9 protein-coding genes are annotated in these 14,817 nt (G+C 65.7%); 3 read left to right on the forward strand and 6 right to left on the reverse strand.

Features of this window, described 5'->3' with window-relative positions; translation table 11 throughout:
* Nucleotides 1–29 precede the first annotated feature (29 nt).
* Genes IM816_RS15610 through xylA form a run of 4 tightly spaced genes read right to left on the reverse strand, consistent with a single transcriptional unit; the run spans nt 30 to nt 5,515 of the window.
* The gene (locus IM816_RS15610; protein ID WP_072322096.1) at nt 30–1,577 is read right to left on the reverse strand and encodes a xylose ABC transporter ATP-binding protein; all 1,548 of its coding nucleotides are present in this window, start codon (nt 1,575–1,577) and stop codon (nt 30–32) included.
* Nucleotides 1,578–1,632: 55 nt separating this feature from the next.
* Nucleotides 1,633–2,649, reverse strand: coding sequence for a D-xylose ABC transporter substrate-binding protein (xylF, locus tag IM816_RS15615; protein WP_218184723.1), 1,017 nt, complete (start codon nt 2,647–2,649; stop codon nt 1,633–1,635).
* A gap of 30 nt (nt 2,650–2,679) precedes the next feature.
* Complete coding sequence (xylB, locus tag IM816_RS15620; RefSeq protein ID WP_250338791.1) at nt 2,680–4,185, reverse strand: xylulokinase; 1,506 nt, start codon at nt 4,183–4,185, stop codon at nt 2,680–2,682.
* A 13-nt stretch (nt 4,186–4,198) separates the two neighbouring features.
* Nucleotides 4,199–5,515, reverse strand: a complete 1,317-nt coding sequence (xylA, locus tag IM816_RS15625; protein WP_250338792.1) for a xylose isomerase — start codon at nt 5,513–5,515, stop codon at nt 4,199–4,201.
* A gap of 197 nt (nt 5,516–5,712) precedes the next feature.
* Here xylA and IM816_RS15630 point away from each other — a divergent pair, with 197 nt between their 5' ends.
* Nucleotides 5,713–6,891, forward strand: a complete 1,179-nt coding sequence (locus IM816_RS15630; protein WP_250338793.1) for a XylR family transcriptional regulator — start codon at nt 5,713–5,715, stop codon at nt 6,889–6,891.
* 23 nt (nt 6,892–6,914) lie between these two features.
* Nucleotides 6,915–7,958 (forward strand): aldose epimerase family protein, encoded by a 1,044-nt coding sequence (locus tag IM816_RS15635; RefSeq protein WP_250338794.1) that lies wholly within the window; start codon nt 6,915–6,917, stop codon nt 7,956–7,958.
* Between the two features lie 17 nt (nt 7,959–7,975).
* On the opposite strand, the gene IM816_RS15640 is transcribed toward IM816_RS15635, so the two are convergent.
* The gene (locus IM816_RS15640; protein WP_250338290.1) at nt 7,976–8,929 is read right to left on the reverse strand and encodes an IS110 family transposase; all 954 of its coding nucleotides are present in this window, start codon (nt 8,927–8,929) and stop codon (nt 7,976–7,978) included.
* 360 nt (nt 8,930–9,289) lie between these two features.
* Here IM816_RS15640 and IM816_RS15645 point away from each other — a divergent pair, with 360 nt between their 5' ends.
* The gene (locus tag IM816_RS15645) at nt 9,290–11,152 is read left to right on the forward strand and encodes an ATP-binding cassette domain-containing protein (protein WP_250338795.1); all 1,863 of its coding nucleotides are present in this window, start codon (nt 9,290–9,292) and stop codon (nt 11,150–11,152) included.
* Between the two features lie 891 nt (nt 11,153–12,043).
* Here the strand turns inward: IM816_RS15645 and ppc are convergent.
* Nucleotides 12,044–14,749: a phosphoenolpyruvate carboxylase gene (gene ppc, locus IM816_RS15650; RefSeq protein WP_250340783.1), complete on the reverse strand. Its 2,706-nt coding sequence runs from the start codon at nt 14,747–14,749 to the stop codon at nt 12,044–12,046.
* Nucleotides 14,750–14,817: the final 68 nt, after the last annotated feature.

Genomic DNA, 14,817 nt, shown 5'->3' on the forward strand with positions numbered 1-14,817 from the left:
CCTGGTGACGCGATGAATGGGTGGAGGAATCAGGCCGCGTGTGCGGGGCCTTCGGCGGCGTGCGAGATCGCCGCAGCGAGCACCTGCTCCTGCGTGAGGCCGACGTTCTGGAAATCGCCGCGGAGCTTGCCCTCGCCCACGACGAGGACGCGATCGCTGACGCCGAGCACTTCCGGCATCTCGGACGAGACCATGATGATGGCGACGCCCTTCGCTGCCAGCTCGAACATCAGCTTGTAGATGTCGTACTTGGAACCGACGTCGACACCGCGGGTCGGCTCGTCGAGGATCAGCACCTTCGGATTGGGCAGCAGCATCTTGGTCAGCACGGCCTTCTGCTGGTTGCCGCCGGACAGGCCGACGATGGCCAGTTCGGGACTTGCCGTCTTCACCCGCAGCCGTTTGATCTCGGCGTCCACCGTCTGCAGTTCCGCCTGACGGTCGATCTGGCCGGCACGTGCGTAATGCGAGAGCGTCGCCAGGGTGATGTTGTCGCCCACGCCCAGCATCGGCACGATGCCCTGGCGCTTGCGATCTTCCGGCACCAGCGACAGGCCCGCCTTGATCGCCTGCTCGGGCGAACGCACCTTGATCGGCTGGCCGTCGAGGACGAGCTCGGCCTCGTAGCGGCCCGGATAGGCGCCGAATACGGCCGAGACCAGCTCGGTGCGACCCGCGCCGACGAGACCGGCCACGCCCAGGATTTCGCCGCGGCGCACCTGGAAGGAAATGTCGTCGACGCGCTTGCGGTTCGGGTTAGCCACGTCCCAGCAGGTGACGTGCCGTGCCTCGAAGATGACCTCGCCGATGTCGTGCTCGACTTTCGGGAAGAGGTTCTCGATCTCGCGCCCGACCATCGCGGTGATGATGGAATGGGTGGTCATCTCGCTCATCGGCTTGGTGACGATGTGCTTGCCGTCGCGAATCACGGTGACGGTGTCGCAGACGCGAGCCACTTCGTCGAGCTTGTGCGAGATGTAGACGCAGGCCACGCCGTCGCGCTTCAGATCCTCGATGATCGACAGCAGCGTGTCGGTCTCCGAGGAGGTCAGCGACGATGAGGGCTCGTCGAGGATCAGCAGGCGCGCGTTCTTCGCCAGCGCCTTCGCGATCTCGAAAAGCTGCTGGTAGCCGCCGCCGTAGTTCATCACCGGCGCAGCCACGTTCACGTCCTTCAGCTTCAGCCGTGCGAGCAGCGCCTCGGCCTTGGCATACATGGCGTCGTAATCCATCACGCCGCCGAATTTCCGGATCTCGTTGCCGAGGAAGATGTTCTCGGCCACGGAAAGCTGCGGCACCAGCATCAGTTCCTGATGAATGATGACGATGCCGGCATCCTCGCTGTCGCGCACCGAGTGCGCCCTTAGCGGCTTGCCGTCGAACAGGATCTCGCCTTCCCAGGTGCCGTACGGATAGACGCCCGAAAGGACCTTCATCAAGGTGGACTTGCCGGCACCGTTCTCGCCGCACAAGCCAACGCATTCGCCTGGCCGTACGGCCAGGTTGATGCCATTGAGTGCGCGCACGCCAGAAAACTCCTTGACGATGTCACGCATCTCGAACAGGTATTCGCTCACCTGGTAATTCCTTCGTCGTGGCGGCGCCCGGACGGGCGCCGCCTGATCTTACGGCTTACTGGCCGACCTGTGCCTGGGTATAGAACCCGTCCTGCACCACGATGTCGACATTCTTCTTGGTCAACAGGGTCGGGGTGAGCAGGATGGTATCGACATCCTTCTTGCCGTTGTTCATCTTCGAGGTGAACTTGGCCGGGGTGCCCTTGGCCAGATCCACGGCAAGATTCGCCGCATCGGTGGCGATCTGCTTGATCGGCTTGTACACCGTCATGGTCTGCGTGCCGGCCTTGATGCGCTTGATCGCGGCGAGGTCGGCGTCCTGACCGGACACGGCCACCTTGCCGGCCAGCTTCTGGCCGTTCAACGCAGCGATGGCGCCACCCGCGGTGCCGTCATTGGAAGCGACGATACCCTGGATGTTGTTCTTGTTGGCCGTGAGCGCGTTCTCGATGATCGACTGCGCGTTGGAAGCCAGCCACTCGTTGGTCCACTGCTGGCCCACGATCTTGACGGCACCGCTCTTGACCAGCGGGTCCAGCACCTTCATCTGGCCTTCCCGCAGGATCTTGGCGTTATTGTCGGTCGGCGCGCCGCCGAGCAGGAAGTAATTGCCCTTGCCGCCCGTGGCGTCCACCACGCCCTGCGCCTGCATCTGGCCGACCTTGTCGTTGTCGAACGAGATGTACGCATCGACGTCGGCATTGAGGATCAGGCGATCGTAGGAAATGACCTTGATGCCGGCCTTCTGCGCCTCGGCCACCACGGTGGTGAGCGTCTTGGCGTTGAACGGCACGATCACGATCACGTCGACCTTGCGGGAGATCAGGTTCTCGATCTGCTGGATCTGCTTCTGCTCGTTGGCATCGGCCGACTGCACCGACACGGTGGCACCCTTGGCCTCGGCGGCCGCCTTGAAGTAATCGCGGTCGCGGGTCCAGCGCTCGACGCGAAGGTCGTCGATGGAGAAGCCGATCACCGGCTTTTCCTTGCTCGCGTGTGCCTGCGGGGTCGCAAAGACACCGGCCGCGACCATCGATACGGCCAGCAAAGTGTGTAGAGCCTTCTGCTTCATCGTCTTCTCCATGCGTCTAGGGTTCGCCCCTTACGAGGGGCGGAAATCGTCGCCGCGAGCGGCGTCGGAATACAAGGGTTTCAAGCGGTCGTACGAAAGGCGGAACAAAGGGTGGCGCGTTTGCAGAAAATAAGCATGACGCGCTGCATCGGGCTCGCGCGCCGCGGTGATCGCCGGCATGGGGCAGACCTCTTCCAACGAGGCGCCCGGATCGCTGGCGAGACGCGCCAGACGAGCCGCGCCGAGTGCCGGCCCGACCTCGCTGCCGCTGCGAAGCACCAGCCGCTTGCCGAGAATGTCGGCAAGCATCTGCGTCCAGTAGGCACTGCGCGAACCGCCGCCGATGACGGTGATTTCTTCCGCGACGAGCCCCGTGGATTCCACCGCCAGCAGGCCGTCGAGCAAGCCCAGCCCCACACCTTCGAGCGTGGCGTTGGCGAGATCCGCCCGGTCGGTATCTGGACCGAGATGCGTGAAGGAACCGCGAACGCGCGGGTCGTTATGTGGCGTCCGCTCGCCGGTGAGGTACGGCAGGAACATCGGCCCATCCTTCAACAGCCCGCGGTCTTCGGCTTCCGCCAGCAGTGCCGGCACGTCGCGCTGGCCGGTCAGGCGGGCGGTGAAGTCGAGGCAGCTCGCTGCGTTGAGCATCACGGACATCAGGTGCCAGGTATCGGGCAAGGCGTGGCAGAAGCTGTGCACTGCCTGCTCGGGACTGGAACGAAAACCGTCGGACACGGCGAAGTACACGCCCGAGGTGCCCAGCGAGAGCATCGCCTGGCCACCGCGAACGATGCCCACGCCTACCGCGCCGGCCGCGTTGTCGCCGCCGCCTGCCGCGACCGGCACCGTATCCATGCCCCAGCGCTCCGCCAGTTCGCGACGCAGGCGCCCTGCCTGCTGCGTGCCTTCGAGCACCTGTGGCATGTGTGAGCGATCGAGCCCGGTGGCCGCAAGCATCGCGTCGCTCCAGCGGCGCTGCTCCACGTCCAACCACAGGGTGCCGGCAGCATCCGAGGCGTCGGTCATGTATTCGCCGGTAAGCCGCAGGCGCAGATAGTCCTTCGGCAGGAGCACCTTCGCCACGCGATCGAACACGTCGCGCTCGTGACGTCGTACCCAGGCCAGCTTGGGTGCGGTGAAGCCGGGCATCGCGAGATTGCCTGTGATGGCGCGGAAGCCGGGCACGCGTTCAAGCTCGGCGCATTCGACGTCCGAGCGGCCGTCGTTCCAGAGAATGGCGGGGCGCAGGACGCGATCGGAGGCGTCGAGCAGCGTCGCGCCATGCATCTGTCCGGAGAGCCCGATGCCCGCCACGCGGCGGGCGTCGGTGCCGGCGAGCACCTCCGCAACGGCGGCCTCGGTGGCGGACCACCAGGCTTCCGGGTCCTGCTCGGACCAGCGCGGATGGGGATGCAAAATGGCCAGGGGTTGCGTGGCACTCGCGCACACGCTCCCCGCCTCGTCCATCAGGATGGCCTTGACCGAGGACGTACCCAGGTCGATGCCGAGCCAGGTACGTCCCCGTGCTTCCATGTCAGGTCTCATATCATCCATAGATATAGCGATTGACGATGTTCTCGAGCAGTTCCTGACCGCCCGACACGTGCTTCGGGTGGAGGTCGCGCGAGAGCGCTTCATCGGCGAGCGAGGCGAGCGTGTAACCGCCGCTCAGGATCTTGCTGCCGAAGTCGGCGTCCCATCCGGCGTAACGCTTGGCCTTGAAGTCGGCGAGCGCATCGCGCTCGATCATCTTCGCCGCGCGCTCCAGGCTGAGTGCCAGGGCGTCGATCGCGCCGATGTGACCGTGGAAGAGGTCTTCCGGCGCGCTGCTCTGGCGGCGCACCTTGGTGTCGAAGTTGAAACCGCCCGTGGTGAAACCACCGGCCTTCACGATCTCGTAGACCACCAGGGTCAGCTCTTCCACGCTGTTCGGGAACTGGTCGGTGTCCCAGCCGTTCTGCGGATCGCCGCGGTTGGCGTCGATCGAACCGAACAGGCCGAGCGCGATCGAGGTGGCAACCTCGTGGTGGAACGAGTGGCCCGCCAGCGTGGCGTGGTTCGCCTCGAGGTTGGTCTTCACCTCGTTCTCGAGCCCAAAGTCCTTGAGGAAACCGTAGACCGTGGCCGTGTCGTAGTCGTACTGGTGCTTGGTCGGCTCCTGCGGCTTCGGCTCGATGAGGATCGTGCCCTTGAAGCCGATCTTGTGCTTGTGCTCGACCACCATCTGGAAGAAACGACCGAGCTGGGCGCGCTCACGTTTCAGGTCGGTATTGAGCAGCGTGTCGTAGCCCTCGCGGCCACCCCACAGCACGTAGTTGGCCCCGCCGAGGCGATGCGTGGCTTCCATCGCATGACGTACCTGGGTCGCCGCATAGGCGAAGACCTCCGGCTGCGGATTGGTCGCGGCACCCGCGGCATAACGCGGGTTGCTGAACACGTTGGCCGTGCCCCAGAGAAGCTTCACCCCGGTCTCGGCCTGCTTCTTCTCGAGCACGTCGACCATCGCGGCGAAGTTGTTCTTGTACTCGGCAATGCTGTTGCCTTCCGGCGCCACGTCGGTGTCGTGGAAGGTGTAATAAGGCGTGCCGAGGCGGGAGAAGAAATCGAATGCCGCATCGGCTTTCTCGCGCGCCTTGGCCATCGGCTCGCCGGCCTGCTGCCAGGGACGCTCGAACGTACCGGCACCGAACACGTCGGAGCCCGGCCAGACGAAGGTGTGCCAGTAGCAGGTCGCGAGGCGCAGGTGCTCGGCCATGCTCTTGCCCAGCACCAGCTTGGTCGGATCGTAGTGGCGGAAGGCCAGAGGATTCTCGCTGCCGGTACCTTCGTAGCGGATGGCGGGGATGCTGGAAAAGTACGACATAACAATTCCTTGACAAACGTGGGGACGAATCCCGACGATGCTGACGAGGGGGGCACCCGACATGCAATTGCGATATCCCTCGGCGCCCGCGTCTTTTTCGATGCCGCGCCGCGTCATGGTCAGGCGCGGTGAAGCCTGTTAGCTTTTCGCGGGGTGGTATACACCATAGCGCGCGTCGACCGTTGTCCCGGAAACCCATGGCTCCCCATCGCATCGCCCTGCTGTTCAATGCCAACAAGGTGTACGACCGTCAGGTCATCGCCGGCATCGGTCACTATCTCAACAGCACGCGCGTGGAATGGGACCTCTTCATGGAAGAGGATTTTCGTAGCCGCATGCGCGACATCCACCAGTTTCGCGGTGACGGCGTCATCGCCGACTTCGACGACCCGGAAGCACCGGAAGCCCTGCGCGACCTGCATATTCCGGTCGTGGCGGTGGGCGGCTCGTACCACGATCCGGCCGCCTACCCGGCCGGCGTGCCGTACATCGCCACCGACAATCCACGTCTGGTACGGCTCGCCTACGATCATCTGATCGAGCAGGGCCTATCCCGTTTCGCCTTCTACGGCATCCCGCCCCACCCCGGCAGCCGCTGGGCGCAGGAACGCGAACACGCGTTCCGGGCCATCGTGGACGATGAGTCGGTCGAAGGCCTCGTCTACGAGGGCTCGCCGACCAGCGCGGGCGGCTGGGGCGCCGCCGTCGAGGAACTGGTGACCTGGCTGGCCGAGCTGCCGAAGCCCATTGGCATCATCGCCGTCACCGACGCCCGCGCGCGGCAGTTGCTGCAGGCGTGCGTGATGGGCGGCTTCGCCGTACCCGAGCAGATCGCGATCGTGGGCATCGACAACGACCCGATGGCGCAACTGCTGACGCGCATCCCGCTGACCTCGGTGATCCAGGGCGCCGAAGAAATGGGCCGTACCGCAGCGCATCTGCTGCACCAGATGCTGCGCGGTATCGATTGCTCGTCTACGCGCGTGCTGGTGCCACCGGTCGGCATCAACGTGCAGGTCTCCAGCCGTTATCAACCCATGCGCAGCCCGCACGTGATGCGTGCGAGCCACTACATCCGCCAGTACGGCTGCCTCGGCATCAAGACCGAGCAGGTCGCCGACTACGTCGGCGTGTCGCGCACTGTGCTCGAAGAACACTTCAAACGTGAGCTGAAGCAGACCGTGCATCAGGTGATCCTGAAGCACAAACTCGACACCGCGTGCGATCTCATCGCCAACACCGATACGCCGCTGGCGGACGTCGCGCTTCGTTGCGGCTTCACTTCGCTGCAATACATGTATGCGGTATTCCGGCGTGAGTACGACTGCACGCCGCGCCAGTACCTCGACCTCCACCGCAAGACGGCCGCGACCTGATCGCCATCCGTTCGGAACGTTTCATGCCCGTATCCAACGCCACCGCCTGGGGCCAACACCCCGACGGCCGCCCGCTTCACCGCTGGACCCTGCGCAACGCCCGCGACACCCAGATCGACGTCAGCGACCTGGGTGGCACACTGCTTTCCTGGCAGACGCCCGATCGCCATGGGAGGAGGGGCGAAGTGCTGCTCGGCCATGCCGACGCGTCGCAGTACATCGACTCGAACGCCTATATGGGCGCCATCGTCGGACGCTGGGCGAACCGCATCCGAGGCGGACGTTTCCGCCTCGATGGCATCGACTACAAAGTGGACCGCAACGACGGCGGCAATCACCTCCACGGCGGCCATGACGGATTTCACCTCCACCGCTGGGACGTGGAGCCGGAGGGCGACGACCTCGTGCTGCGTCTCGTGTCGCCGGAAGGCGACGGCGGCTTCCCTGGCGAGGTCGATGTGGAGCTGCGCATGCGGCTGGAGGACGACGGCACGCTCGACCTGCGCTATGAGGCACGCACCAACGCGCCCACGCCGCTCAGTCTCACCGCGCACCCGTATTTCAATCTCAACGATCGCCGCCCGGATATCCGCGACCACCTGATCCACATCGACGCCGACGAATTTCTCGCGATCGATGCGGGGGCGATACCGACCGGCCGCGAGCCGGTGGCGGGCAGCGCGTTCGACTTCCGCGAACCCGCACCGATCGGAGCGCGCCTGCACTGGCCCGACCCTCAGTTGCGACTCGTGGGCGGCTTCGATCACTGCTACGTGCCGCGCCGGACGGCGGACGGTGCGCTTCGCGTGGTGGCTGTGGTGACCGAGCCTTCCAGCGGCCGCCGCCTCACCGTGGAGACCGACCGCCCCGGCCTTCAGTTCTACAGCGGCCAGAAGCTGACCGGTCAACCCGGGCGGCACGGGGAAAGCTATGGTCCGTTCGCGGGTTTCGCCCTGGAAACCCAGGCGTTTCCGGACCAGGTGAACGGGCCGGATGCCGAGGCCGCGATTCTGCGTCCCGGCACGATATGGCGGCAGCACACGCGCTACCGGGTGGACACTCTCTGAGTACTGTGTGGGAGATCCTATGTTGAGGCGCAAGCGGCAGCGAAGCGTTCGGGGTCGAAGGGCTGACCTTTAGTGAGGATGGCGTGGGCGAGTCGGATGATCTTCCGAGCCAGGATCACGAAGACGGCGGTGGCACTGAGTCCGCGCGCGCGGTAGCGCGCGTAGAGTGCTTGGCCGACCGTATGCCGAGCGAAGGTGGCCGCCGCCATGTAAGTCAGTCGTCGAAATTCCGCCTCGCCCCGCTTGGAGAGCTTACGCGTGCCGCGGTAGCTGCCGGACTCCCGGGGCCGAGGGTCCAAGCCGATATAGGCAATCAGCGCCTCGGCGCCAATGCCTGGCAGGCGCCAGAAAAGGCTCAGCAAGGCCGCACTGCTAAGCGCCCCCACGCCGGGAATGGTGCGCAGCAGTTCGCGTTGTTGTTGGCGCGCCCGATCGGCGGCGACCTGCTCATCGATGAGTCGGTCGATCTGGGCCAGGGCGGCTTTGTACTGCGCCAACAAGGCATCGATAGCGGGCAGCGGCGCGTCCTGGAAACCTAACCGCAGGCTGCCTTGCTGCCTCACCAGCAAGGCCCGTCGCCGCAGCAGCCATTCCAGGCTGGCCGCATGCTCTTCCGGCGCGGTATAGCGTCGTAAATGGTCCTGCTCGCGCTCCAGATAACGGGCAATGACTTGGGCGTCGACCCGATCGGTCTTGGCCCGTCGCCGCAGGCTCTCCGCGTAATGGCGCACGTCCCGCGGATTGAGCAGGTAAATGGCCACCCCCTTGGCCACCGCACGCTGCAACAACGTCTGATGGCAGGCGCCGCTGGCTTCCACGGCCAGCACGCTGCGCGGCGGCAACTCATCCAGCCACGCATCAATGGCCGGCGGGTCGTTGCCGATCCGCCGCGTCTGACCCGGCACTTGGTGGCAAGCCACCGTCAGAGCCGCCTTGTCGATATCGATCCCGAAATGACGTACTGGCTTCATGGTCCCACTCCTCGTAGTCTCAAGGACGGCTGGGGTGAAGCCCATCGACGCGTTAGCTTGTTCATCGGCGATCGGATCGCCAGATCCTTCATCGACGCTCACGATGGGTCGGGATGTCTCTCACTGTCGGTCTCGTTGGTCGAGCCGATACCACTAGCGTCCCTCACCCCAGCCCCTTATCCCTCGCCTTGCCGGCGAGAGAAAGGGGCGGACACAACATACAAGCCGCTATGGCGGCGAGGTTCGAGGGACCACACTGTCCGGCATCGCCGCTCCGGCGGCTTCTCGCCGCTATAGCGGCTCCCACAGTCGGGCCGCCGGTCCCGCCGTTGGTTTCGGGTGCTCGGGTACAATGGCGGCATGTCGCTCATCCAACTCCTCAACGTCGACTACAGCGTCGGCGGCCCGCTCCTGCTCGAACAGGTCGATCTCTCCCTCGATGCCGGCGAGCGCGTCTGCGTCGTCGGCCGCAACGGCGCGGGCAAGTCCACGCTGTTGAAGCTCGTTGCCGGTGAACTGCATCCGGACGATGGCGAAATTCGCCTTCAGGGCGGCACGCGCATCGCGCGGCTGACCCAGGAGGTGCCGCAGGACACGAAGGGCAGCGTGTTCGACGTGGTGGCCGACGGCCTCGGCGAACTCGGCCATCTGCTCGCCCGCTACCACCACCTGCTCGACGCAGGCGACATGGACGGCCTGGGCGACGTGCAGGCGCAGATCGAGGCGCAGAATGCCTGGGATCTCGACTCGCGCGTGCAGCAGGTCATCGAACGCCTGGAATTGCCCGCACATACCGATTTCAGTGAACTCTCCGGTGGTATGAAGCGTCGCGTGCTGCTTGGTCAGGCACTGGTGCGCGACCCGAACCTGCTGCTGCTCGACGAGCCCACCAACCACCTCGACATCGAGGCAATCGCGTGGCTCGAAGGGTTCCTGAAGAGCTTCACCGGCAGCATCGTCTTCATCACCCATGACCGCAGCTTCCTGCGCGCGCTCGCCACGCGCATCGTGGAAATCGACCGCGGGCAGGTCACGAGCTGGCCGGGCGATTACGACAACTATCTGCGCCGCCGCGAGGAGCGCCTGCACGCCGAAGCACAGGCCAACGCGCACTTCGACCGCAAGCTTGCCCAGGAAGAAGTCTGGATTCGCCAGGGCATCAAGGCGCGGCGCACGCGCAACGAAGGTCGCGTACGCGCATTGAAGGCGATGCGCCGCGAGCGGCAGGAACGCCGCGAGCAGTCCGGCAATGCACGCATCACGCTCGCCACGGCGCAGGCATCGGGCCGCAAGGTGATCGAGGCGAAGCACGTGACCCAGGCCTACGGCGGACGCACGCTGCTGCGCGACGTCTCCACCACCATCATGCGCGGCGACCGCGTCGGCATCATGGGCCCGAACGGCGCCGGCAAGTCCACGCTGTTGAAGATCCTGCTCGCGGAACTCAAGCCGCAGGAAGGCGAGGTCACGCTCGGTACCGGCCTCGAGATCGCCTACTTCGACCAGCATCGCTCCGTGCTCGACGACCGCATGAATGCGCTCGACAACGTGGCCGAGGGCCGCGAGTACATCGAACTCAACGGCCAGCGGAAGCACATCATCGGCTACCTGCAGGACTTCCTGTTCTCACCCGAGCGGGCGCGCGCACCGATCACCCGTCTCTCCGGCGGCGAACGCAATCGTCTGCTGCTGGCGAAGCTGTTTGCGCAGCCGTCGAATCTTCTGGTCATGGACGAACCGACCAACGATCTCGACGTGGAGACGCTGGAACTGCTGGAAGAACTGCTCAACGAGTACACGGGCACGCTGCTGCTCGTCTCGCACGATCGCGACTTCATCGACAACGTCGTCACCAGCACGCTGGTACTCGAAGGCGACGGCAACGTGGGCGAATACGTGGGTGGCTACAGTGACTGGCTGCGGCAGAAGCCTGCTGCGGCACTAGCGAAACCGGCCGCTGCCAAAACGGTGGCCGCTCCGGTAGCGGCAGCACCTGCCGCGCCGAAGAGGAAGCTGTCGTTCAAGGAGCAGCGCGAACTTGAATTGCTTCCGGCGAAACTGGAACAGTTGGAAGCCGAGATCGCCAAGCGCACCGAAGCGATGAACGATCCCAAGTATTTCCAGCAGGATGCGGCGGCCATCACGCGCGCGAACGAAGAGCTGGCGAAACTGCAGGCGGAATTGGAAACGGCGTTCGCGCGGTGGGAAGAGCTGGAAGGTTGAGGGCAGGCGCACGCTGAGGACCCCTGCCTCGCCGGCATGCCGGCTCCTACAACGGCATCGCGCACCCTGTGGGAGCCGCTATAGCGGCGAGACAATCCAACCGCCGTCTGCACACCCAACGTTCGCGCGGCGGGAAGAACTGGAAGGTTGAGGGTACCGCCACACTGAGGCGCCCCCATCGCCAGCAGGCTGGCTCCCACCGCAGCACACCCTGGCTCATTAGCTGCCCCCATCGCCAGCAGGCTGGCTCCCACCACAGCACATCCTGGCTCACTAGCTGCCCCCATCGCCAGCAGGCTGGCTCCCACCACAGCACGCCCTGGCTCACTAGCTGCCCCCATCGCCAGCAGGCTGGCTCCCACCGCAGCAGACCATGGCTCACTAGCTGCCCGTCGCCAGCAGGCTGGCTCCCACCACAGCACACCCTGGCTCACTAGCTGCCCCCATAGCCAGCAGGCTGGCTCCCACCACAGCACACCCTGGCTCACTAGCTGCCCCTATCGCCAGCAGGCTGGCTCCCACCGCAGCAGACCATGGCTCACTAGCTGCCCGTCGCCAGCAGGCTGGCTCCACCACAGCACGCCCTGACTCACCAGCAGGCTGGCCTGGCCTCGGTACTGGCGGTGGGAGCCAGCCTGCTGGCGATGGGGATAACAGCAACCCAACAGCCGGTTCGAACGGCGATGGCGGCGAGAAAAGCCGTCCGCAGTCTGCAAAGCCTGCACACGTCGTTTTGGTAACCGCGCACCGCGGCAACCTGCCTCGCCGGCATGCCGGCTCCTACGACGGCATCGCACCCCTGCTTGTGGGAGCCGCCATGGCGGCGAGACAATCCAACCGCAGTCTGCACATCCTGCGACACGCCGCTTCGATCACCGCGCGCTGAGACAATCAACCCGTGTTCTGCAAACCCTGCGACACGCCGTTGACGCATGCGACCAGCGCGTTGAGCAACGCGTCGTCTCTGCCGTCCGTCGCGCGCCAGCGACGCAGCAGGTCGACTTGCAGCAGGCTCATCGGGTCCACATACGGATTGCGCAGCCGAATCGACGTTGCGAGGCGCGGGTCGCCTGCCAGCAGCTCACTCGCACCCTTCAGCTTCAAGACCCAGCGCACGGTACGCTCGAATTCGTCGCGCACCATGGGGAAGAAACGGTCGTGCAACGGGCCGGCCAGGGTCGAGAACGCCTCGGCGATGTCGATGTCGGCCTTGGCGAGCACCATTTCCACGTCGTCCAGCATCGTGGAGAAGAACGGCCACTCGCGTGCCATGCGGACCAGCGCCTCTTCGCCGCAGTCCTTCGCCACCGCGTCCAGGCCCGTACCGAGCCCGTACCAACCCGTGAGCACCGCGCGGCACTGCGTCCAGGAGAACACCCAGGGAATGGCGCGAAGATCTTCCACACCCTTCATGCTGCGCCGACGTGCCGGGCGCGAGCCGAGCGTCATCCGCTCGATCACGTCGATGGGCGTGGCGCCGCGGAAGTAATCGACGAAGCCCTCGGTTTCGACAAACGCGCGATACGCCTTGCGGCTCGCATCCGAGAGCGCGGCCATTGTTTCCTTCCAGGTCGCTTCGCGCACCTCGGCTTCGCGCGGGCGCAACGACGCGCGCATGACGGCACCGAGCGTCTGTTCGAGATTGCGCAGCGCCAACGCACGGATGCCGTACTTGCGGTGGATCACCTCGCCCTGCTCCGTCACGCGCAGCACGCCACCGACCGAACCGCGCGGCGACGCCATCAGCGCAGGCGTGATGCGTGACCCGCCGCGGCTGGCCGAGCCGCCGCGACCATGGAAGAACGCAATGCGGATACCCGCCTTCGCAGCCACTTCGAGCAGTTCCACCTGCGCCCGTTGCAGGCTCCACTTCGAGGCGACGGTGCCGCCGTCCTTGCCGCTGTCGGAGTAACCGAGCATCACCCACTGGCGATCCCCGCGTGCCTTGAGATGCGCGCGATACACCGGATCGTCGAGCAACGCTTGCAGGGTCTCGGCGCCGCCAGCCAGATCGTCGATGGTCTCGAACAGCGGCGCTACGTCGAGCGGCACCCGGCCTTCGTGTAGCAGGCCACCGCGCCGCGCGAGCGCCAGCACGGCCAGCACGTCCGCCGCGGTCTCGGCCATGCTGATGATGTACAGGCCGGTAGCCTCGTGGCCGTAGCGCGTGCGCGCGTCCGCCAGCGTAGCGAACACGTCGCGCAGCATGCCGGCCGCCTCGTGGTCGTCTCCGGCGACGAAGCTTCGTTCGCCCGCGGCATACGGGCGCAAGGTCTGGACACGCGCGGCAGTATCGCGCTGCGCCCAGTCGACATCGCCAAGCAATGCGGCCAGCGCTTCGTCGTGCACACGCGCGTCCTGACGCACATCCAACCGCGCAAGATGAAAGCCGAAGGTGCGCGCACGCCAGAGCACCCGGCCCACGGCATACGCACCGGCATGGCGGCCACCGTGTTCTAGCAAGCTGGTTTCGACGAGGGCGATATCGTCGATGAATTCACTCGCTGTGGCATACGCCTCCGCCTGCTCGTGCAAGGTGGCTTCCAACCGCGCGGCGACAAGGGTGAGAAAGCAGCGATAGGGCATGTCCGCATGCCGCGGTCGGATGCGCGCCGCAGCGTCGGGCAGGCGTTCGCGATACGCATCGATACGCTCGCGCAGGCGCGTGTCCAATTGCACGCGATCCTCCGTCTGGCTCAGCAGGCGACCAAGCGCGTCCACGTCTTCGATATAGCGTTCCAGCACGAGCGACCGCTGCGCCGAGAGCGTCGCGGCGATGGTGTCGGCGTTGACGTTGGGATTGCCGTCCATGTCGCCGCCCACCCATGTCGCGAAGCGCAGCACGCGGGGAATCGCGACGTCGTCGCCATAGGCCGCCGAAATGGCTTGCTGCAGAGACTCGTAGAGCGCCGGCAACACGCGATAGATCGGACGGGCGAGGTAGAAACCCACGTGATCGAACTCGTCCTGCACGCTCGGGCGCACCGGCGAAGCTTCGGCGGTCTGCCATCCGGCGGAGAGCGCCATGAGAATGCGTGCGTCGTCGTCGCGACGTTCCTGCGGCGTGCGCGACGGGTCGAACTCGTCCACCAGCGCGCGCACGATCTCCTGTTCCTTTTCCAGTAGCGAGCGACGCACGGCCTCGGTGGGATGCGCAGTGAACACAGGCTCCACGTCCAGGCGACCGAGCAGGTGAATCAATTCCTCCCGGCTCACGCCATCGTCTTTCAACAGGGCGAGCACGGCCGCCAGCGATTCCGGCTGGGACGCACCGCCCTCGCGCTGGTAATCGCGGCGGCGGCGGATGCGGTGGACGCGCTCGGCGGTGTTGACCGCCTGGAAGTACGCGGCGAAGGCACGGGCCAGCCCCTCGGCGTCGGCGGCGTCCAGGCCGGTCAGGGATTCGGCCAGGGCATCCACCGCCGCGCCACTGCGGCGGCGGTGGATGGCGGCCGTCCGCACGTGCTCCACCCGATCAAAGAAGCCTTGCCCGCCCTGCTCCGCCAGCATCTGGCCCACCAGCGCGCCAAGGCGGCGCACGTCTTCCCGCAGGGGATCGTCATGAGGGAGGAATTCGGGATCGCGGGCAGCTTCCATCGGGCTCTCGGTCTGGGTCGAAAGACCCCAGGGTACCCAAAAAAGTGTGTTCATCCCTGCATCCGGAT

This window comes from Luteibacter flocculans (genome assembly GCF_023612255.1).
GTDB classification, from domain to species: Bacteria; Pseudomonadota; Gammaproteobacteria; order Xanthomonadales; family Rhodanobacteraceae; genus Luteibacter; species Luteibacter flocculans.

Coding starts and splice junctions, on each gene's coding strand:
- xylF (WP_218184723.1), bottom strand. CDS start 2,649: ATGAAGCAGAAGGCTCTACACACTTTGCTGGCCGTATCGATGGTCGCG.
- xylB (WP_250338791.1), bottom strand. CDS start 4,185: ATGGAAGCACGGGGACGTACCTGGCTCGGCATCGACCTGGGTACGTCC.
- xylA (WP_250338792.1), bottom strand. CDS start 5,515: ATGTCGTACTTTTCCAGCATCCCCGCCATCCGCTACGAAGGTACCGGC.
- IM816_RS15630 (WP_250338793.1), top strand. CDS start 5,713: ATGGCTCCCCATCGCATCGCCCTGCTGTTCAATGCCAACAAGGTGTAC.
- IM816_RS15635 (WP_250338794.1), top strand. CDS start 6,915: ATGCCCGTATCCAACGCCACCGCCTGGGGCCAACACCCCGACGGCCGC.
- IM816_RS15640 (WP_250338290.1), bottom strand. CDS start 8,929: ATGAAGCCAGTACGTCATTTCGGGATCGATATCGACAAGGCGGCTCTG.
- IM816_RS15645 (WP_250338795.1), top strand. CDS start 9,290: ATGTCGCTCATCCAACTCCTCAACGTCGACTACAGCGTCGGCGGCCCG.
- ppc (WP_250340783.1), bottom strand. CDS start 14,749: ATGGAAGCTGCCCGCGATCCCGAATTCCTCCCTCATGACGATCCCCTG.